22 protein-coding genes, 4 tRNA genes and 2 pseudogenes are annotated in these 20,363 nt (G+C 29.4%); 15 read left to right on the top strand and 13 right to left on the bottom strand.

Going from position 1 to position 20,363, the window contains the following annotated elements:
• Window positions 1-58: 58 nt before the first annotated feature.
• Window positions 59-1,381 carry a chromosomal replication initiator protein DnaA gene (gene dnaA / locus AJ932_RS02690; protein ID WP_002870442.1) on the bottom strand — a complete coding sequence of 441 codons (1,323 nt, stop codon included), beginning with the start codon at window positions 1,379-1,381 and terminating at the stop codon, window positions 59-61.
• 94 nt (window positions 1,382-1,475) lie between these two features.
• Here dnaA and ruvC point away from each other — a divergent pair, with 94 nt between their 5' ends.
• The 4 genes from ruvC to AJ932_RS02665 all read left to right on the top strand — a co-directional run bounded on the left by ruvC (window position 1,476) and on the right by AJ932_RS02665 (window position 6,116).
• Window positions 1,476-1,958: a crossover junction endodeoxyribonuclease RuvC gene (gene ruvC / locus AJ932_RS02685; RefSeq protein ID WP_083261775.1), complete on the top strand. Its 483-nt coding sequence runs from the start codon at window positions 1,476-1,478 to the stop codon at window positions 1,956-1,958.
• Between the two features lie 203 nt (window positions 1,959-2,161).
• Window positions 2,162-4,705, top strand: a complete 2,544-nt coding sequence (gene flgE / locus AJ932_RS02680) for a flagellar hook protein FlgE (RefSeq protein WP_070278421.1) — start codon at window positions 2,162-2,164, stop codon at window positions 4,703-4,705.
• Window positions 4,706-4,950: 245 nt separating this feature from the next.
• Window positions 4,951-5,334, top strand: coding sequence for a preQ(1) synthase (gene queF / locus AJ932_RS02670; RefSeq protein ID WP_044779746.1), 384 nt, complete (start codon window positions 4,951-4,953; stop codon window positions 5,332-5,334).
• 137 nt (window positions 5,335-5,471) lie between these two features.
• Window positions 5,472-6,116: an outer membrane beta-barrel protein gene (locus tag AJ932_RS02665; RefSeq protein ID WP_070278419.1), complete on the top strand. Its 645-nt coding sequence runs from the start codon at window positions 5,472-5,474 to the stop codon at window positions 6,114-6,116.
• A gap of 35 nt (window positions 6,117-6,151) precedes the next feature.
• On the opposite strand, the gene AJ932_RS02660 is transcribed toward AJ932_RS02665, so the two are convergent.
• Entirely contained in the window at window positions 6,152-6,781 is a 630-nt protein-coding gene (locus AJ932_RS02660; protein WP_002870446.1) for a hypothetical protein, read from the bottom strand.
• Window positions 6,782-7,250: 469 nt separating this feature from the next.
• Between AJ932_RS02660 and leuD the strand changes: the two are divergent.
• Window positions 7,251-7,635 (top strand): annotated as a pseudogene (gene leuD / locus AJ932_RS02655) (3-isopropylmalate dehydratase small subunit); the annotation flags it as partial.
• Here the strand turns inward: leuD and AJ932_RS02650 are convergent.
• The 3 genes from AJ932_RS02650 to AJ932_RS02640 all read right to left on the bottom strand — a co-directional run bounded on the left by AJ932_RS02650 (window position 7,615) and on the right by AJ932_RS02640 (window position 8,327).
• The gene (locus tag AJ932_RS02650) at window positions 7,615-8,145 is read right to left on the bottom strand and encodes a GNAT family N-acetyltransferase (RefSeq protein WP_070278417.1); all 531 of its coding nucleotides are present in this window, start codon (window positions 8,143-8,145) and stop codon (window positions 7,615-7,617) included. The pseudogene leuD and the gene AJ932_RS02650 overlap by 21 nt on opposite strands.
• A 27-nt stretch (window positions 8,146-8,172) precedes the next feature.
• Window positions 8,173-8,248, bottom strand: a tRNA-Val gene (locus AJ932_RS02645).
• 3 nt (window positions 8,249-8,251) lie between these two features.
• Window positions 8,252-8,327: transfer RNA gene (locus tag AJ932_RS02640), tRNA-Ala, on the bottom strand.
• Window positions 8,328-8,442: 115 nt separating this feature from the next.
• Here AJ932_RS02640 and AJ932_RS11010 point away from each other — a divergent pair.
• The 7 genes and pseudogenes from AJ932_RS11010 to AJ932_RS02610 all read left to right on the top strand — a co-directional run.
• Window positions 8,443-8,727: pseudogene (locus AJ932_RS11010) on the top strand (DNA topoisomerase); the annotation flags it as partial.
• On the top strand, window positions 8,704-9,183 hold the full coding sequence (locus AJ932_RS02635) for a topoisomerase DNA-binding C4 zinc finger domain-containing protein (protein WP_410002268.1): 480 nt from the start codon (window positions 8,704-8,706) through the stop codon (window positions 9,181-9,183). The pseudogene AJ932_RS11010 and the gene AJ932_RS02635, both read left to right, overlap by 24 nt.
• Entirely contained in the window at window positions 9,180-10,277 is a 1,098-nt protein-coding gene (locus AJ932_RS02630) for a hypothetical protein (protein ID WP_070278413.1), read from the top strand. Before AJ932_RS02635 ends, AJ932_RS02630 begins: the two co-directional genes overlap by 4 nt.
• Window positions 10,278-10,415: 138 nt before the next feature.
• Complete coding sequence (locus AJ932_RS02625) at window positions 10,416-10,679, top strand: hypothetical protein (RefSeq protein ID WP_070278411.1); 264 nt, start codon at window positions 10,416-10,418, stop codon at window positions 10,677-10,679.
• 27 nt (window positions 10,680-10,706) lie between these two features.
• Window positions 10,707-11,531 carry a hypothetical protein gene (locus AJ932_RS02620; RefSeq protein ID WP_070278409.1) on the top strand — a complete coding sequence of 275 codons (825 nt, stop codon included), beginning with the start codon at window positions 10,707-10,709 and terminating at the stop codon, window positions 11,529-11,531.
• Window positions 11,532-11,697: 166 nt separating this feature from the next.
• Window positions 11,698-12,036, top strand: coding sequence for a hypothetical protein (locus tag AJ932_RS02615; protein WP_053872653.1), 339 nt, complete (start codon window positions 11,698-11,700; stop codon window positions 12,034-12,036).
• Window positions 12,033-12,380 carry a hypothetical protein gene (locus AJ932_RS02610; protein ID WP_070278407.1) on the top strand — a complete coding sequence of 116 codons (348 nt, stop codon included), beginning with the start codon at window positions 12,033-12,035 and terminating at the stop codon, window positions 12,378-12,380. Before AJ932_RS02615 ends, AJ932_RS02610 begins: the two co-directional genes overlap by 4 nt.
• A 387-nt stretch (window positions 12,381-12,767) precedes the next feature.
• Here the strand turns inward: AJ932_RS02610 and AJ932_RS02605 are convergent, their stop codons facing one another.
• From AJ932_RS02605 to AJ932_RS02590, 5 genes are all read right to left on the bottom strand, one after another.
• The gene (locus AJ932_RS02605; protein ID WP_070278405.1) at window positions 12,768-13,157 is read right to left on the bottom strand and encodes a hypothetical protein; all 390 of its coding nucleotides are present in this window, start codon (window positions 13,155-13,157) and stop codon (window positions 12,768-12,770) included.
• Window positions 13,154-13,954, bottom strand: coding sequence for a Fic family protein (locus AJ932_RS02600; protein WP_070278403.1), 801 nt, complete (start codon window positions 13,952-13,954; stop codon window positions 13,154-13,156). Before AJ932_RS02600 ends, AJ932_RS02605 begins: the two co-directional genes overlap by 4 nt.
• A gap of 202 nt (window positions 13,955-14,156) precedes the next feature.
• Window positions 14,157-14,321, bottom strand: coding sequence for a YopX family protein (locus AJ932_RS10030; protein WP_004305855.1), 165 nt, complete (start codon window positions 14,319-14,321; stop codon window positions 14,157-14,159).
• Between the two features lie 63 nt (window positions 14,322-14,384).
• Complete coding sequence (locus tag AJ932_RS10745) at window positions 14,385-14,996, bottom strand: glycosyl transferase family 90 (RefSeq protein WP_070278401.1); 612 nt, start codon at window positions 14,994-14,996, stop codon at window positions 14,385-14,387.
• Between the two features lie 458 nt (window positions 14,997-15,454).
• Window positions 15,455-15,542: transfer RNA gene (locus AJ932_RS02590), tRNA-Ser, on the bottom strand.
• Between the two features lie 135 nt (window positions 15,543-15,677).
• On the opposite strand from AJ932_RS02590, the gene AJ932_RS02585 reads away from it, so the two are divergent.
• Window positions 15,678-15,754: transfer RNA gene (locus AJ932_RS02585), tRNA-Met, on the top strand.
• A gap of 13 nt (window positions 15,755-15,767) precedes the next feature.
• On the opposite strand, the gene AJ932_RS02580 is transcribed toward AJ932_RS02585, so the two are convergent.
• From AJ932_RS02580 to AJ932_RS02570, 3 genes are read right to left on the bottom strand one after another with little or no spacing between them, the layout of a single operon-like run.
• Complete coding sequence (locus tag AJ932_RS02580; RefSeq protein WP_002869298.1) at window positions 15,768-15,866, bottom strand: hypothetical protein; 99 nt, start codon at window positions 15,864-15,866, stop codon at window positions 15,768-15,770.
• The gene (gene rlmN, locus AJ932_RS02575; protein ID WP_070278399.1) at window positions 15,863-16,933 is read right to left on the bottom strand and encodes a 23S rRNA (adenine(2503)-C(2))-methyltransferase RlmN; all 1,071 of its coding nucleotides are present in this window, start codon (window positions 16,931-16,933) and stop codon (window positions 15,863-15,865) included. Before rlmN ends, AJ932_RS02580 begins: the two co-directional genes overlap by 4 nt.
• A gap of 22 nt (window positions 16,934-16,955) precedes the next feature.
• Window positions 16,956-17,492, bottom strand: coding sequence for a purine-nucleoside phosphorylase (locus AJ932_RS02570; protein ID WP_070278397.1), 537 nt, complete (start codon window positions 17,490-17,492; stop codon window positions 16,956-16,958).
• An 80-nt stretch (window positions 17,493-17,572) separates the two neighbouring features.
• Here AJ932_RS02570 and rsmA point away from each other — a divergent pair, with 80 nt between their 5' ends.
• Window positions 17,573-18,373 (top strand): 16S rRNA (adenine(1518)-N(6)/adenine(1519)-N(6))-dimethyltransferase RsmA, encoded by an 801-nt coding sequence (gene rsmA, locus AJ932_RS02565; protein ID WP_070233459.1) that lies wholly within the window; start codon window positions 17,573-17,575, stop codon window positions 18,371-18,373.
• Window positions 18,342-20,336: a ribonuclease J gene (locus AJ932_RS02560; protein WP_083261774.1), complete on the top strand. Its 1,995-nt coding sequence runs from the start codon at window positions 18,342-18,344 to the stop codon at window positions 20,334-20,336. Before rsmA ends, AJ932_RS02560 begins: the two co-directional genes overlap by 32 nt.
• Window positions 20,337-20,363: the final 27 nt, after the last annotated feature.

Below are 20,363 nucleotides of genomic sequence, written 5' to 3'. Positions count from 1 at the left end.
ATACTTTGCTTAATTTCTTTTTTTCACATTCTAGAATTTATTTTTCACATCCTTTCACTTAACTTTGACTTTTAACAAGAATTTTGTTTTTAAGTTCTTCGATTTTTGCTTTTAAAGAAGCATCATTTTCTATCATTTCTGTGATTTTTTTAACATTATGTGAAATAGCCGTATGATCTTTCATTTCAAAATAATTCGCAAGTTGTGGCATAGTCAAAGCCGTAAGTGTCCTAGCTAGGTAAATCACAATGCGTCTTGCTGTGACTATATTTTGAGTTTTTTTATTGGATTTCACATCACTTGGTTTGATGTTAAATTCTTTACATACCAAAGATAAAATGTCATCTATGGTGATATTTTCTTTCTTTTCTTTGATATGATCTTTCATCACACTTTTGGCAAGTTCGAGTGTGATTTCTTGTCCTAGTATGGTTGCATAAGCATTTAAACTTATGATGATGCCTTCGATTTCTCTTATATTATCCCCTAAAGAAGTGGCGATATAGTTTATGATATCATTAGAAAGATTGATATCGTTAAATTCACATTTTTTTCTTATGATGGCTATTTTTGTATCTAGTTGAGGTGGAGTTATATCAGCTATGATCCCATGTGCAAAACGACTTTTTAAGCGTTCGGTTATACCTTTTAGCATGTTGGGTGGATTGTCTGAAGTCATGATGATTTGTCCATCGTTGTTTTTGATTTCATTAAATATAAAGAAAAATTCTTCTTGAATTTTATCGGTTTTTCCTAAAAACTGCACATCATCTATAAGCAAAACATCGCAGTTTCTATACTTTTCATGAAATTTATCTAAAGAGCCATTTTTTAAATTTGAAGTAAAATCATTGATAAAATTTTCACTTGTAGCGTAAATGACTTTTTTTCCCATTTCTAAGCTTGCATTTCCAACTGCTTGAAGTAAATGTGTTTTTCCAAGTCCTGTAGGCCCATAAACAAAGATAGGATTATAAAGTTTTCCAAGTTTGTCTTTATGTATTATAGCTTTACATGCTCCATAAGCGTATTTGTTAGAATCCCCCACAACAAAACTTTCAAAAGTAAAAGAAGGATTTAAAATCGTGCTTTGTGCCTTTATATGAGCTATGTCGATTTTTGTGCTTTTGTTGCTTTGTTTAGTACTTTGTGCTTGTATATTTATGATGGCTTTATTTCCGCTTTGTACTTCATAAAAATGCGCGATTTTTTTGCCGTATTTTGTTTGTATGAATTTAGCCATGAGTTCATTTGGAGCATTAAAAACCAAAAGATCTGCTTTGCTTTGCTTTTCGTTGAATTTTAAATTTGATAGATAGTTTTCGTATTCGTTTTCGCTTAATTCTTTTTTTAAATTTTCAAGTATTTGGCTTGGATTCATAATCTCTCTTTAAATTTTGCATAATGTATAAATTTTATCTTAAATTTCATAAAAAAAGGTTAAAATCCGCTTTTGTATTTTATTTTCAAAAGGTATGAATTTGAAAATTTTAGGTATAGATCCAGGTTCGAGAAATTGTGGTTATGCTATCATAGAAGCCAACAAAGGAAAAAACATTCTCATAGAAGCAGGGCTTATAAAGATAAAGCCAAGTACTTTACAGTATCAAATCACAGAGCTTTGCGAGGGTTTGGACTTGATTTTTAAAAATCATTCTTTTGATGAGGTAGCCATAGAAGATATCTTTTTTGCTTACAATCCAAAAACCGTTTTAAAACTCGCACAATTTCGCGGAGCCCTATCTTTAAAAATTCTTCAAATTCATGGAGACTTTGTAGAATACACTCCTTTACAAGTGAAAAAAGCCGTCACAGGAAAAGCTAAAGCAACCAAAGAACAAGTTGCTTTTATGGTAAAAAGACTTTTAGGACTTAGTAAAGATATCAAGCCTTTAGATATCACAGATGCTATAGCAGTGGCATTAACTCATGCGGCAAATTTAAGAGTTAGGGTGTGATTTTGGTAATTTTCATTACACAAAAGTCCAAAGCTCCATAAACTCCTAAAATACCTTTAAATTTTTTCTATAAATTTTTAAAAAATTCATAAAAAATTTCAAAAGTTGGAACAGAACTTGCTTGTAAAACTTCACATAAACGCAAAAGTTTTTTAAAGCCAAAGCGTTAAATTTTTAAAGCAATATTTTATAAAGGATTTAAGATGATGAGATCACTTTGGTCTGGCGTAAGCGGACTACAAGCACATCAAGTTGCGATGGATGTTGAAGGTAATAACATTTCAAATGTTAATACCACTGGTTTTAAATATTCTCGTGCAGATTTTGGAACTATGTTTAGCCAAACAGTAAAAATCGCTACAACTCCAACTGATGGAAGAGGTGGACAAAACCCACTTCAAATCGGTCTTGGCGTTTCAGTAAGTTCTACTACAAGAATTCATTCTCAAGGTTCAGTTCAAACTACAGATAAAAACACTGATGTGGCTATCAATGGTGATGGTTTTTTCATGGTGAGTGATGATGGCGGTCTTACAAACTATCTTACAAGAAGTGGAGACTTTAAACTTGATGCTTATGGGAATTTTGTAAATAATGCCGGTTTTGTTGTGCAAGGATGGAATATCAACTGGGATGATCAAACCATAGATAGCTCAAGAACTCCACAAAACATTTTCATCGATCCAGGTATGCATATCCCTGCAGCAAAATCAACCGAAGTAGCTATCAAAGCAAATTTAAATAGTGGTTTAAATATAGGAACTTCAAGCACGAATTTATACGGACTTGACTCAGTTCATGGCTATAATACTAAAACCAACAAAGCTGAAGATGAAAACGATACAGGAACCACTCAGTTTTATACTACTTCTAAAAATTCGGTTGAAGTAACAGAAAAAGGCGTAGATGCAGGAGCTTTGTTTAATGCAAAAGGAACAGGGCTAAATCTAAGAGATGGACAAGGAATTTGGGTTTCATATGCAGATGCAAAATACACTACAAATACAGGAGGACAAAAAGTATTTGATCCTAACAATACGTCAGAACAAACCTCAGTAATTTTTTGGGGTGATAAGGACAATAAAGTAACTTTAGATATAACTTTAAATGGTGTAAATATTTATAATGCTGATATTCAAAGTCTTGATGATGCCATAGCTTATATCAACACTTTCACCGCACCAACTGATACTAGAGAAGGAACAGGAGTAAAAGCGGTTAAAAAATCAGATGGCTCAGGTATAGAATTTGTCAATGATAATGCTGATGGCACTACAGATAATATGAAAAATATTGATCTTACTGTAAATTCTAATAATAGTGCGGGTGAAATTCAAAATGTAACTTATAATGAAGGACAAAAGAAATTTACAGTAGCAAAAATGAATACTGCTAAGACTGATTCTGCTTGGATAGCTGGTAATGGTGCTAAAGCTGGAGGTGAAAATGTAAAAGTTATTACCGCACATAAGTATATTTATAGTTCAAATCCTGTGGATTTACCTCCTATGTATAATCCTGATGGGGGTCCAAGTTATGTTGCTAATACAAACAATAGACCTACAGATCCTGCTTCTGCAAACTACTGGGATGCTTTGCATGGTGGACTTTTAAATACTGATGCAAGAGTATTTAGAACAACTGAAGATTTAAGAGAGCTTTTACAAAGAGATGCTAGATATGGTGTAGACTATAATGGTAGTGGTAAAGGTGATGGAACAACAGTAGATATGAATGATATCAATCAAAATGTCAAAGTTGTAGTAAATTCAAGCGGACATTTTGCTATATCTAATGCAAATGAAGACTCCACCATACCTTCAGGTGCAGGCGTTAATAGTGGTAATGCTCAAAATGTAGCAGCTAAAAATATGAGTTTTAATATCACTGCTTATTCTAATAAAGAAGGCACAGTAAGCACCAATGATGCTTTTACAGCTATTTTTAAAGCTTGGGATGGTCCTTTAGTAACGGGTGGATCGATCAAAGAAAGCGAACAGCTTAAACTTTCATCCTTTTCAGCAGGGCTTGAAATTTATGATTCTTTAGGTTCAAAACATACTTTAGAAGTGCAATTTGTAAAACAAAGCACCACTCAAGATGGGGGTAATGAATGGCAAATGATCATTCGCGTACCAGAACCTGCAGAGATCAACACTACAGGAGAAGGTCCTACGAACATCATCGTGGGTAGTGCAAGATTTAACAACGATGGATCTTTAGCAAGCTATACACCAAAAACTATAAGCTTTTCACCAAACAATGGTGCTGCGCCAAATCAACAAATCAAACTTTCCTTTGGAACAAGCGGAAGCAATGACGGCCTTGTAAGCTCAAACTCTGCTTCAACTCTAACAGGACAAGCAACCGATGGTTATACTTCGGGTAACTTAAAACCTGATGCTATCCGCGTTGATGATAAAGGAAATATCTTAGGCGAATTTACCAATGGTAAAACTTTTGCAGTGGCAAAAATCGCTATGGCTTCAGTGGCTAATAACTCAGGTCTTGAGGAAATCGGCGGAAACCTTTTCAAAGTTACTGCAAATAGTGGTAATATCGTAGTAGGTGAAGCAGGAACAGGGGGTCGTGGTGAGATGAAAACCTCAGCTCTTGAAATGTCAAATGTGGATTTGAGCCGTTCTTTAACAGAACTTATCATTATCCAAAGGGGTTATCAAGCAAACTCAAAAACCATTTCAACCAGTGATCAAATGCTTCAAACCTTGATCCAGCTTAAACAATAATTTAAGCTTAGCATTCTATAAAATATTGTTTTTTGCTCCCTTAAAGGGAGCAAGCCTTGCTTTACAAGCCTATCTTGGTAGTCTTGTAATACTAGGCTTAGGCTTGAACTGCCTTCAATTTATTGCTAACTCACTCTTGCTAGGGGTGAGTTGCAATAAAATTGCATTTTCTTATCTGTATCATAATCGTTTTAAAAACTTATTTTGTTATAATTTTTGCTTGAATTTAAATTTAAGGAAAATCTATGCGTTATGGTGAAAAAGAAATCAAAGAATTTGATGTAGAAAATATGGAAATTTGGCCAAATGATGCGAAAAATGACTATATCATTAAAATCACTTTACCTGAATTTATGTGTACTTGTCCGCGTTCGGGCTATCCTGACTTTGCAACGATTTATCTTGAGTATATACCTGATAAATTTGTGGTTGAGCTTAAGGCGATAAAGCTTTATATCAATACTTTTATGCATAGAAATGTTTCACATGAAGCAAGTATCAATGAAATTTACAATACTTTAAAAGATAAACTAAAACCAAAATGGATTAAAGTTGTGGGGGATTTTAACCCGCGTGGAAATGTGCATACGGTAATAGAATGTCGTAGTGATATAGTTGTTCCAAAATAATATTTGAGTAAAATATTCACATATTTTTATGTAAAGATTAAATATTTTATAAAAAATTCTTATTTAATCTTTGAAGAATATATAATATAAAAAGATCTAAAATTTTTAGATCGAATTTTATTATAAGGAGTTAGGTTATGAATAAAAAATTATTAAGCATTGTCGCAAGTGCTACTTTGTTTTCAAATTTGGCTTTAGCAGATGAGAATTCCGGTTTTTTTATAGGTGCTGATGCAGCTTGGATACATGCTCAAGTAAAAAGTGAGTTAAAACATAAGAATACAAAGCAAAATTTTAATGGAGATATTTCAGGTAATATACCATCGTTTGGTCTAAAACTTGGATATCGTTTAAATGAAAATCATAGAATTTATGCTGGTTATAATTATTCTGATGAATTTAGTGATTTTATCAAAACTCCTAGAATTCAAATCGAAGGTGATTTTACTACACATAAATTTTTAACAGGTTATGATTTTACTCCTAAGCTTTTTGAAAAAACCAGAGCTGTTTTAGGTGTGTATGGAGGATATGCAAGAACAGATCTTACCTTAAAAACAAGCTTTTTATCTTTGTCGCAAAATTTTGACGGTTATTTTTATGGAGCGAAAATAGGTGCTTTATATGATTTGACACCACATAATGAAATAGAATTAGGCTTTAAAGCAGAGCAAATTCATTATAATTCTAGAAATTTTTATCAAAATAAAGTGGGCTCAAACTTTTACGATCCTAAACAAACAAATTATGGTGTATATTTAGGATATAATTATAAATTTTAATCTAATGCAAGTTTTTATAACTTGCATTAATGAAATCAACCTCCACCGATAAAGTATTTTTCTACATCATCAAGTAATTTTTCACAAATTTGAGAATCTGTATTTTTTTCTACTATAAGATTTATATAAGTTTTAGTATCTCTAAAGCTTCCTGCTGATTTTGAATTTTCGCGAGTGAGTTTTTGAGTGTCTCTAGTGTATTCTATATTGATGTTAAATTTAAGTGCAGCACTTGCTTCGCCTAAATTTGTTTTTACTACTACATTCATTTTAGAAGCTTTAGCGAGTGTGGCTTGGGTTTTATTTATGATTTCTTTAAAGCGTTGGCAAGATCGTATGAGTGTAGCGATAAATTTGTTATCAAGCCCCTCATAAGCTACTTTGAGTTTGTTTTTGATGTCTTTTGTACTTTCTTTTTCAGGGGCTACAAAAACCATGTAAAAACCATTTTTTATAGCTACATTGTCTGTTTTTACATCGCGTCCACTTGACATAACTTTAACATAAATGGCATTATCAAGATAAACACGATCTACCATAGGGCCATAAATTTCGTATTCTTTTTTTCGGACTATGACTTCACGAGCCAGGACATTTAATTTCACATTGGCTTCGTGGATAACAGGTTCCATTTCTTTTTTAATCTCTAAGAGTTCTTTTAACATCAACATCCTTTTTGTTACTTAAAACTACAATTATATCAATAATTTTCTTAATTTAAGAATTTTACAAGCACATTTACTAAAAATATGATACATCAAGGATTAATTTTAACAAAGGAGGAAAAGATGAAACAAATTTGTAAAATTTCAAATTCAGTCCAACAAAAAAGTAAAGACAATACTTTTAATCTGCTACTGCAATTCTCATTCTAAAACTCAATTTTTATTTTTAATCATTTTTTTACATTTTTAATTTTTTATCATTGTTGTTAAGTTTTTGAATTTTTTAAATTCATTTAGTCTGTTTTGGTTTTAAAGGATTAAATCGTGAAAGATAATAAAATCATAATCTTTGATATCACTTTGCGTGATGTGGAAAATGAGATTTAGAAGAAGTGGTTATGGCGATAAAAACTTGCCTTGAAAATTTAGACCACGATGAAAGTACTTATAAGTTAGATGATGTTTATGTTTGGTGAGTTTTGAAAATTTTTGTAATGGTTCTTCAAGAGAGCATGCGTCTTGGGCTTTGGTTGATCATGGTATTAGAGTTATTATCGCACCTTCTTTTGCGGATATTTTAAAAACAATGCCTTAGGAAATGGTTTGCTTACCATAGAACTTACTAAAGATGAGGTTTTGGAAATAGTTGATGAGTTAAAAAAATCCCAAGATAAAAATATAGAAATTTCTTTATTGTAAAAAAGAGTATTTTTTAAAGATAGGATTTTTCTTTTGATTTAGATGATTTTCACAGAATTTGTCTTTTGGAAGGATTTGATAATATAGCTTTGACTTTAAAACATGAAGCACAAATTAAAGCCTATGAGAAAAACTCAAAAAGCTTTTTGGTTTAGAATTTTTTCATAAGCTAAAAAAGGATCTTGGTAATTAGGTATGTTAAAATTTCCACAAAAATTAAAAACAAGCTTTTTAAAAAGCGAATTCATAGGAAAATTTTTACTATGAGTATCTGCTCTTAAACTTGCCTTGTGATTTTCCAAGGCAAAATTTTCGCAAAAATTTAAAAGTTTTTGTGCTACGCCTTTGCCCTTTGCCTTTTGTTTGACGGCTAAACGGTGTAGATAAAAGGCTTTATCATCATAATTTTTGTTAAAAATAACTTGTTTATAAAATTCAGGTTCAAATTTTTCATTGATACAGATAAAGCCTAAAATTTCATCATTTTCTTTAAACACATAAAGTTCTTGTGCTTGTATATCTTCTTGAAAAACTATTTCATTAGGATAATTCTCATCCCATTGGTGAAAATTCATAGCTTTCATAGCATTTAAAGCATCTTTTGTGATTTCAAGTATAGAATTTAAATCTTTATGGATGGCTTTTTGTATGATAGTGTTTTGCATGATAATCCTTTGTATAAGGAAGGGTGATGGTGGCTCCGATTGGACTTGAACCAACGGCCACTACCATGTCAAGGTAGTGCTCTACCAGCTGAGCTACGGAACCATATGGTGGAGCATAGCGGGTTCGAACCGCTGACCCCAACGCTGCCAGCGTTGTGCTCTCCCAGCTGAGCTAATGCCCCTTTGTAAGTCCGAGATTTTATCGTAATATTACTTGTTTTTGGCTGAAAACTAAAATCAAATTTTTAATTTATGATGTAATATACTACTTTATTAAAAGATTTAAATCAAGTTTCTAAATATGTTAAAGATGAAAAAATTAAAAAACTTTTAATAGAAAAAGATAAAGATAAAAAAGGCGAAAATGGCGGAATAGGAACTCCAGCAACAAGAAGTAATCACATAGAAACTTTAATAAACAGAGGCTATATTGTAGTTTCAAAGGATAAAAAGCAAGTTGTTAATGCTACAGAACTTGGAATTAATTTAATCCAAAATTTAGATCCTATATTGACAAATCCAGACATGACAGCTTTATGGTTTGAATCTCAAAAAGAAATACAAGAAGGAAAACTAAAAAGAAGCGATTTTTTAAATTCAATTAATGATTTTATTTTAAAAATAATTGATAATGAAAAGAGTTTAAACAAAAAAATTGTTTCTAATGAAGAAAAAGAAAAAATAACTTGTCCTAAATGTCAAAAAGGTTTTTTAAGAGAAATAAATGGAAAATTTGGAAAATTCTTTTCTTGTTCTGAATATTCTAATGGTTGTGATTTTAAGGCAAAATCTGTTAATGGAAAACCTGAATTAGAAAATAAAAGCACTAATTTAAATACATCTTTTAAATGTCCTCAATGTAATCAAGGAAACTTAATAAAAAGAGAAAGTAAAAATGAAAAAAACAAATTTTGGTATGGTTGTTCTGAATGGAAAAATGGTTGTAAATTTATGTGTCCTGAATTAAATGGCGAACCTAATTTAAATGCTAAAAATAATTTTCAAAACAATTATAAGCAAAAGGTTAAATACAAATGAAAAAAATAATTTTATTTTTATTGCTGTTTAATTTCTTATTTGCAGAAGGAACAAATAATGGGCAAGGAGTTATTTCTGAAACTACTAAAGAAGAAATGCAAAAAATATTTTCTAATAGAAATGATGACATAGAAACTAATGATGGATGTAGTTGGGAGTGTAGAAAGGTTAATAGCGGATATGGAACTCAAATCATAGGATTTGATTTTAAAAATGGGACAACTTTTTGTAGAGTTTATAAAAATGAAAATTTTGATTTAGATTTAAAATTTAATGCTTCAAAAACTAATTTATCTTGTGCTAAACAAGTGTATACAGGACTTGATACTGAATTAAAAAATTATGAAAATATAGATAGAAAAATTAATTTAGAAAGTATAATTAAATGGACGCCAAGCGATACTAAAATTAATTTTGCAAAATATTTAGTTGCTTTAGCAACTTTAAATCCAAATATTATTGATAGAGAAAAAACTTATAATTTAGGAGAATTAACCTTAAAAGATGGTATAGATAATTTTAGCATTAAAACTATACAAAAAAATCAAAGTTTTATGGATTTTTTGATAGCTCCAAATTCTGTTTTAAATCAAAATAAAGGATTTTCTACTTCAAGTATAAGTTTGCAAGAAGCTTCAGCTGTAGATGGTTTTAATAAAAACAATATGGCGTATTTTTCAAATCTATTTTTAACCAATGAAAAAATTTATCAACATTTACAAATTCTAATTCTTGTTTTAGTTGGCGGATTTTTTCTTACTTCAATTAGTGCAGAAAAAATTCAAGCTTACTTAGAAAATAAGGGTGAAAGCGAAGGAAAACAAAAATTTTTACATAAATTTTATATTCCAATGATTATGATGGGAATATTTTTTATGCCTATACCTGAAGGAAATGGTTTAGCTCACTCAACAATTATGCAAAACGTCATTAGATATTTTGCATTAAAATCAACAGATATTGCAGATATGGCTAGTGCAATTGGTGGAAAAACCTATATGGATAAAATTTATAAAAGTATAGGTGGAGTAAATATTCAAGGTATTAAAGCCTTATTAGAAAAAAAGAAAGAAAATGAGTTTCTTATAAGTTAAGGAGATGAAATTTATAAAAAAACTTGTTCTTTAAGATATAAAAACCAACTATCTGCTATTAGAGAAAGCTATATCACTTCTTTAACAGATGAAGATAAAGAAAAAATAAAACGATTTTTAGCTGAAGATAGTAATGATATGGCAGGAAAAAATGGCGATATTTCCTTGGAAGCTTGTATAGCTTTAGAAGCTGATATTTTAAAAGCAAGAAATGAAATAACTAAAATAAATTCTCAAATGGAAAAAATTGATAAATTAAGAGATAACACTCAAAAAATCAATGAAATGAAAAATCTTGATGCTTATTTTGCAGTAAGAGAAATGCAACTTGGATGGATAAATTCTTTATTTACGCCAAGTAGTGCAATTTTAGCAGAAGTAACTATGTTTAAAGAAGAGTAAGGTGATGAAGATGAACAAAAAGAAAGGATGATTAAAGCAACTAAAAAAAATATTCAAAACACTAAAGAAAATATAAATAAAGGAGATATTGAAATTAGTAAAGATGATATTACAGATAGCTCTTTAGGATGGATAGCAGGTAAATTAGTATGGATGATGTTACCAGGAGCTTCAACTATAAAAGATTTTGTAATGGAAAATACTGGAAAATTCATGGCTGTAATTCAAGCAGCAGCAGCTTCTACTGTGCCAATCATAGGAACAGTAGGTGGAGCTATCGTTGGATACATAACAGGAACAGTTGCCTCAACAATTACAGGATATGCTATAGCTATAATGTTAATAGAATGGACTTTTCAAAAAATACCATTATTGGTTTGCACTACAGCTTCTATTATAATATTTGTATCTTATTTAGTTTCTTTGATAAAATATTTTTATATTTCACCATTCGTTGTAGCTTTCTCCTTAGCAACTAAAAGAATGGATAAAATTATTGAATTCTTAATTAATGGTATGGCTATATTTTTAAAACCCGTATTAATTATTCTCTTTATATATTTATCATTATTTATAAATGTTTTAGTAGACGAATTTTTCTTATTTGTTTCTGTAGAACAATTTACAGGAATTAAAACTAGCGTATATAATTTTCACACTAACTTTATTATAGGTGCAATCACAGGCTTATTAACTATATTTGCAAAAATTGCTTCAGCGGTAATTATGTGGAATTTAATTATTAAAGGGTCTTCATGGGCTTTATCATTAGTAGGTATTGATGGAAAACAAAGTGAAATGATTTCTCAAGGTATGGAAAACACTTTAAACAAGAGAGCAAATATTGTTTAAAGAAATCTCAACTAAACCAAATATATACAAAGGAATAAAATGGAAAATAAAATGAAAAAAATATATAGAACTTGAAAGAAAAGAAGGACAAATCAATGACATTCCATATGTTATTTTGAAAGTTGAATATCCTAATCTAAAAGAATTAAAAGATAAGGATTTATTAATGCAAAATGACAAAGGACAATGGCTTTGTGGCTATATTGGCTTAAAACACGAACAAGAATTAGATTTTAATAAGTTGGAAAATGAAGTTTGTATAGCCCCTATTTATTTAGAAAAATTTGACACTGATTTATTTGAAAAAGACGAGAATGTTACTAAAATCATATTTTTTGATCAAAATCATTCTTGGAATAAAAGTAGGATAAATACTCAGTTAGATGAAGATTTATGCTTAAAAGATATTGAAAAAGTAGTAAATCACATTATTAATTTTAACAAAAATAATATAAAAGAAGAAAATTCCAATAAAGAATATAAATTTCAAAGGAGAAGAAAATGACAAAAATAGATTATTATAATTTTTTAGATGAAGCAGATTACTTAATGAAAAAATACAAAGAAGAACAAAAGGAGCTTACAGAAGAAGTATTTTTAAATTTTTTAAAAGAAATGGTAGAAAAATACAATCTTAATAAAAGAAAATATGATTTTTTTGTGCTTCATAATAATTTTCTCTTTGTAACAAAAAACAAGCAATGTTACACAATAATCAGCTTTGAAAAAGACAAAGATAGAAAAATAGATTTTTCAGGATATAGCCTTGAAACAAAAGAACAAGGACAAAAATATTTTGAAGAAAATTTTAAAGAATATGAGAAAGTTGATTTTTTATGGAAAACATAAAATTTGAGAAAAAATTAAAAGAATTAGAACTTACAAAAAAAAAGAATTTGTAAATATGGAAAGAGTAACTATGTTAAAATTACAAATCCAAACGCAACAAAAAAAGATATAGAAAAGGATAAAAAGAAAATGGTAGAAGAGAAAGAAAGTAAGGGGAGCAATCTTATACAATTAAGAATTAGCGATAAGACGAAAGAATACCTTCAAGAGAGCTGACAGCTTAGGTTTTCCTTTAAATACATATATTTATCATCTTATTATGAAAGATATGGAAACTTTTAATCGAAAGTGATTAAAAGTTTTTTCGAAAAATGCTAAACTCAAAGAAACACTAGATAAAAAAGCTGAAGAGTTAGGCATTAACACAACTCAACCCATAAAAACATTTTAATTATCAGAAATATCACAAAATTTCCTTCGCAAATTGCACTCAACGCTAAGTATACTATAATGATCATTATAATTTATAATCATTATATCAGCATATTGATATCTTCCATTTTCAATTTCTTTTTTAGATTCTTTTTGTGAATTTAAAAGAAAATTATAATCTCTTTCTTTAAGTGTTTTAATATTTTTTATTTCGCTTAAATCAATTAAAGAATACTTTCCACTTGTTTTATACTCTTCATCAATTTTTTTAAGTGCAAATTCATATCCTTCTTTACTTCCTTGCTCTGAATTATAAGTATATTCTTTAAGTTTAGGTTCTCCACAACCTATAAAAATTAAAGATAATCCAAAAATAATTAAATACAAACTTTTCTCTTTTTTCATTTTATTTTCCTTTTTATTTTATCTTTTAAATTTTCTTGATATTCATTTTTTTCATTTTTTAGAGCGAAATGTTTTCTTTTTTCTAGTTCATTTTTAACTTCTTTTATTACTATTGTGTCAAATTTTTCAAAGTTTTTATAATAACAAGCTTCTTCCAAAGCTTGAAAGTATTCTTCTTTTGAAGAATACTTAATATTGATAGGTGGATAATTATTTTTAACAAGCTCATAATTCATTAAAAGCCTTGACATTCTTCCATTACCATCAATAAATGGGTGCATTCTAACAAAGTCAATATGTATTCTTGAAGCTCTAATAATAGGGTGTAAATTTTGTGCTTCATTCTCATACCAATTTAAAAAGTTTTTCATTTCAAAATCAATACTCAAATAATCAGGTGGAATATGTTTTGCACCGCTAATCACTACATTAGCCTTTCTATATACTCCAGCATTCTTTATATCAATTGTTTGTAAAATAATTTGATGTAAAGATTTAATATCAAATTCATTTAAAATTGTATTAGCATTTGCAAGTTCTAACATAAAATCAATAGCATGTGAATGGTTTATGGTTTCTAAGTGTTCTTTTACACTTTTTCCTGCAATAGTCATACCTTCAAGCACTGCTTTTGTTTCAAATAAGGTAAGTGTATTCCCTTCGATTGCATTAGAATCATTTGTATATCTTAATTTAAAATCTTCTTCTAGTGATTTTTTAGTTTCAAAAGCTAGTTTGTGTTCTTTCAAAAAATCTTTTAGAATATCAATTTCCTTTAGAACATCTTTTAAATTCATTTTCTTTTCCTATTTTTTATAATGATAGAATATTTTTTTATTTTATCAATTTTTCTATTAATTTAACCATCCCAATACAAAAAACAGATATTTCTCCATATAAGACAGAAATTCCCTAACTTTTCTTTTGTTATTCATTTTTTTCTCCTTTTATTCCAAAGATAATCAATATTATATTATATAGTATTATATTATAAAATTTTCACTCCTTAACTTCTAATAACTCCTTGTTTTCGTAGATATTGCCTACGATTTCAAAATTATAATAATATTTTTCATAATAAGTTATTTCTCCACCTTGTTCCGCATCTTCATCTATATTCGATGTAAGCACAAAACCATTTTTCCCAAATTTAACAATACCCATATATTTTTGCCAAAAATGATAAGCTGTGATAAATGTATAAAAAGATTTATTTTTTATGAAAAATTATTTGATTAATTCTAAAATATCTCTTTTTTTGTTAAGTTCAAGTTGTCTAGAATAATAAAAATATTTGGTCAAAACCAAAATTCCTATATGGAATTCTTTTTTCTTATCTAAAAATTTCTTAATATATTGATGAGCATTATTAATAATTTCCAATGCATCTTTTGAGCGACTTTTAAAATATTCAATTACTGCTGACAAATTCTCATTATCAATCAAAGCAAAGTGATAATTTGGTTTTAAAGTTCCTTCCATAAACCAAGTTTCGCAAGTTATTTTTGGAGCTAAAACTAAAGAATTAGAATTCATAGCCCATTTTAAGTTGCTTGCTACATCGTTACACTCTAAAGAAATTATAAATTTATATTTCATTTGTTCTTTTTTGTTTAAAAAGTTTTTTTTCCATTGGCTAGGTTGTTTTGAAGTATCTCCTATATTGCAAAAAGTTCTACCAAAATAAGAATCAAAAAATTCTTTTCTATGTTTTTGATATACTGCTCCTCTAAATATTGCTATATCCTTTTTATTTTCATAGTTTATGTTATCTTTTAAAAAGCAAAAGTGCCTATTTTTATCAAGTTTTAATAAAATATTATTTATATTATTTTCCAAAGATCTTGATTTGCAAATAGTTGCTTCTTTAAAAGTATGTCTTACATCGCCAAATTCTTTATTCCATAAAAATTCATCTTTAAAGTATTTACTGATTTCATAAGCATCAAAAGCATAAGAGGTGTCTTTAAAAGGAAATTTTCCTATTTTTTCCTTTGCTGTAGGTGTAAAAAATTCATTTATTTGATTATAATATTTAACTCGAGTTTGTATTTCTTCTAAGTCTTTAATATTGTATTTTAAAATATCATTAAAAATTTTATCTAAATTTATTTGAAAAAAAATATCTTGGTATAAAAGATATTCCCATTCCTTTTAAATTCATCAAAAGTCTTGATTGTAGCATTATAAAAAACCTAATAAATAAAATTTTTAATATTTTATCAAAAATTTAAGAATTTGTAAACAATAAAATAACTTTTGACAAAACAATAATTTTTAAATATTAAAAATAAGAATGGCAGACAGGAAGGGATTCGAACCCTCGAAAGCTTGCACTTTACACGCGTTCCAGGCGTGCTCCTTCAACCGCTCGGACACCTGTCTATGAAATAAAGCTTTCATTATATCTATAAAAGCTTTAAAAATAAAGAAATTTTTTAAATATTGAAAATAAAATTATTTTTTTAAAAAATCAGAAAATTTTTAGTAAAAAGTAGTATAATTATATTTTTATTTTTAGTCAGGGTAGCTCAGCTGGTTAGAGCGCTGGTCTCATAAGCCGGAGGTCGGGAGTTCAAGTCTCCCCCTTGACACCATTAAATGTAATAATTATTTTTTTTCTTTTGTTACTACAAAAACAATTCCACCAAAACCTATAATTACAACAGCTGTTATAAAAACGATTTCGAAAATATCTAGCATTGTCATTGTTCTTTTGCCCTTTCTTTAAGCTGTCCACAAGCAGCTGAGATATCAAGCCCTTTACTTTCTCTTATAGTGCAAGTTACACCTTTGCTACTGAGTAAATCTTGAAATTTAATCGCATTTTCTAAACTAGGGCGTTTATATAAACTTCCTTCATGTGGATTAAAAAGTATTAAATTCACTTTGGCTTTAATGCCATTTAAAAGCTTGACTAATTCTTTAGCGTGTTCAAGCTTATCATTGATACCATCAATTAAAAGATATTCAAACATTACCCTTTTTCTTTGATTTATAGGAAATTCACGCACCGCATCCATAATTGCAGCGATATTATAAGCTTTATTGATAGGCATAAGCTCAGTTCGAAGTTCATCATTAACCGCATGCAACGATATAGCAAGTAAAGCACCTAAATTCATTTGACCTAATTCTTTGATTTGTTTTGCTAAACCGCTAGTGCTGATGGTTTGACGGCGGGGACTTATGGCAAGCCCCTCATTTTGTGCTAAAATTTTTACCGCTTTAGAAACATTTTTAAGATTATCCAAAGGCTCACCCATACCCATATATACTATATTTACACACCGTTCATAAGGGATATTATTTTGTTTTTTGATCCATAAAATTTGTCCGACTATCTCCCCTGCACTTAAATTTCTTTTCAAACCACCCTTGGCAGTAAGACAAAAACTACATCCACTTTTACAACCTACTTGAGAAGAAACACAGATAGTGTATCTTGCATGAGAAATTCTTTTGCCTTCCGCATCTATTTTTTCTTCTTTCATAGGCAAAAGCACACTTTCTACTCTTAAACCATCGATGAGTTCAAAAAGATATTTTATACTTCCATCTTTACTTTGCTCATTTTTAACGCATTTTACAGGAGAGAAATGAAAATTTTGTGCAAGTTCTAAACGTAGATCTTTTGGTAAACTTGACATATCGGAAAAATTATTGGCGTATTTTTGATAAATCCATTGATAAATTTGTTTCACGCGAAACATCGGTTTGATTTTTTCTCCTAATTCTTCAGGTAAAAAATCTAAAATATTAACAAGCTCTTTCAAAATTATTTTCCTTTTTGAATTTTTAAATATAATGATATTTTTTTAAGTATTCTTCTAATTTTTCTTTTGCCTTTTGATGATTTTTTATAAAATCTTCGTGAGCGTTTTCATTACAAAAATTTGTTGTACACAAAATACACTCTGCATCAATATTTAAATTTTTAGCTACGCTCAAAACAGAAAAGGCTTCCATATTTTCTGCAAAAAAACCTAATTTCGAAAATTCTTTTGCTGCTTTTGAATTTTGACAAATATAATTTGAAGAATTGATCTTGATTGTTTCACGAGAAACATTTTCTTTTTCTAAGCAAATTTCATATTTTGCAGGAGTATAAAAAGCATGTGAAATTTTAGAAAATTCTACATTAAAAGCATGTGAACTTCTATAAATTTCTAAAATTTCCCCCTTATCATAAAGCCCACAAGTTCCTATAAATATAAGTTTTGATGGTTTTTCTTTGAAGCAAAGTTGACTCAAATGAAAAGCTGATTCAACCAAACCTATGCCTATAGCTTTTGCAAAAGAAAAATTTTCATTTCCACCCGCACAAACAATCATTTTGATCCTTATGAAATTTTACAAAAAATAATTCTACCTAAAAAGACTTAATTAAGAATTTTTAGATAAAATTATTTCTTATGGTTAAAGCAAAAAAACAATACGGACAAAATTTTTTAATCGATAAAAGCGTATTAGCAAAAATCATCCAAGCCATACCCAAAGAGATGAACAATATCATTGAGATTGGGCCTGGCTTAGGTGATTTAACGCAAGAACTTTTAAAAATTTCTCAAGTAAAAGCTTATGAAATCGATAATGATCTCATACCTATTTTAAAAAAGAAATTTCAAAAAGAACTTGAATGTGGAAAATTTAACTTGATCCATCAAGACGCAAGCGAAGCTTTTAATCCTAGTCTTGATGAAAAACCATATTTTTTGGTTGCAAATTTGCCTTATTATGTTGCAAGTCACATTATATTAAAAGCTTTAGAAGATAAAAATTGTCTAGGGCTTATTGTAATGGTGCAAAAAGAAATGGCTGAAAAATTCTGCGCTAAAGAAGGAAATAGTGAGTTTTCTTCCTTGGGCGTTTTAAGTGCAATGATTTGCGAAAGAAAAATGCTTTTTGATGTTGATCCACAATGTTTTAATCCGCCGCCAAAAGTTATGTCAGCGGTGATGAGTTTGATTAAAACTAAGGATTTTGATGAACTTTGCGAAATAGAAAATTTCAAAAATTTTCTAAAAGACTGTTTTAAAGCTCCTAGAAAACAACTCTTAGGAAATTTAAAAACATATAAAGTAAAAGTTTTAGAAGTTTTAAGTGCTCTTGGCTTAAAAGAAAACATCAGACCACATGAAATTTGCGTTAATTCATACCTTAAAATTTATGACAAATTAAAGGATGAATATGGACGAAAACAAAGAGATAAATAAAAACGAACAAAATCCGAACTCAAATTCAAAAAACAATAAACGCTATAAATATAAAAATCGTAGAAAAAAATTAGCTGATTCTTTGCAAAATGAAAACGATACTCCAAAAATCGATCAAATTTCTAACAAGGAAAATTCTGAAAACTCAGAAAATAAAACTGAGAAAAAAAAGAAGAAAAATCGCAATCTTCCTTCAAAACTCACAGGCAATGAAGATTGGCAAATCGCTCTTGCAGAATGTATAGAAGCTAACCGTGTTTCACATGAAAACCGCTTACACCCTTTAAAATATAATAATTCTAGCGAATATAAAATCCGCATTACTCCTTTAGGAGGCTTAGGAGAAATCGGTGGAAATATTAGCGTTTTTGAAACCAATAAAGATGCAATCATAATAGATATAGGCATGAGTTTTCCTGATGGAACTATGCATGGGGTAGATATTATCATCCCTGATTTTGATTATGTAAGAAAAATTAAAGATAAAATTCGTGGTATAGTGATTACCCATGCACACGAAGATCATATCGGTGCGGTGCCTTATTTCTTTAAAGAATTTCAATTTCCTATCTACGCTACACCTTTGGCTTTAGGAATGATTTCAAACAAATTTGAAGAACATGGCTTAAAAGCAGAACGCAAATGGTTTCGTCCTGTAGAAAAACGCAAAGTTTATGAGATAGGTGAATTTGATATAGAATGGATTCATATCACGCACTCTATCATTGATGCTTCAGCGCTTGCGATTAAAACAAAAGCAGGAACTATTATTCATACAGGTGATTTTAAAATCGATCAAACCCCAATCGATGGCTATCCAACAGACTTAGGACGTTTAGCACATTATGGAGAAGAAGGAGTTTTATGTCTTTTAAGTGATAGTACAAATTCTTATAAAGAAGGTTATACAAAAAGTGAAAGCTCTGTAGGGCCAACTTTTGATCAAATTTTTGCGCGTACTAAGGGTAGGGTGATCATGAGTACTTTTAGCTCTAATATCCACCGTGTTTATCAAGCTATCACTTATGGTTTAAAATACGGCAGAAAAGTTTGTGTTATCGGTCGTTCTATGGAAAGAAATCTTTATACCACTATGGAATTAGGCTATATCAAACTTGATAGAAAAATTTTCATCGATGCTGATGAAGTAAGCAAATATAAAGACAATGAAGTGCTTATCGTAACTACAGGAAGTCAAGGCGAAACTATGAGTGCGCTTTATAGAATGGCAACTGATGAGCATAAATTTATAAAGATTAAGCCTACGGATCAAGTAATCATTTCAGCTAAAGCTATACCAGGAAATGAAGCAAGTGTTTCTGCAGTACTTGACTATCTTTTAAAAGCAGGAGCTAAAGTAGCGTATCAAGAATTTAGCGAAATTCATGTAAGCGGACACGCTAGTATAGAAGAGCAAAAACTTATGCTAACCCTTACTAAACCTAAATTTTTCTTACCGGTTCATGGGGAATACAACCATATCACCAAACATAAAGAAACAGCGATGAAATGCGGTATTCCTGAAAGAAATATCTATCTTATGAGTGATGGTGATCAAGTAGAACTTTGCCAAAAATATGTCAAACGCATAAAAACCGTAAAAACAGGTAAAGTTTTTGTGGATAATCAAATCAACAAACAAATCGCCGATGATGTAGTTATAGATCGCCAAAAACTTGCAGATAGTGGTATAGTGGTTATTATCGCACAAATTGACAAAGCTACAAAAACACTGATCAACAAACCAAGAGTATTTAGCTATGGGCTAGTAGCTGACAAACACGATCATGCTTTTAGCAAAGATATGGCTGAAGTTTTAGGACAATTTTTCATCAATGTTAAAGATGAAGTACTCAATGATCCAAGATTTTTAGAAAATCAAATCCGCCAAGTTTTAAGAAAGCATATCTTTAGAAAGATTAAAAAATACCCAACCATAGTTCCAACTATTTTTGTAATGTAAAAAAAGGGCAAAAACGCCCTTTTTAAG

Origin of the sequence: Campylobacter sp. BCW_6873 (assembly GCF_001762365.1) — a bacterium.
GTDB lineage: Bacteria > Campylobacterota > Campylobacteria > Campylobacterales > Campylobacteraceae > Campylobacter_D > Campylobacter_D jejuni.
Note: the sequence above shows the minus strand (reverse complement) of the source record. Positions and strands in the feature narration are given on the sequence as shown.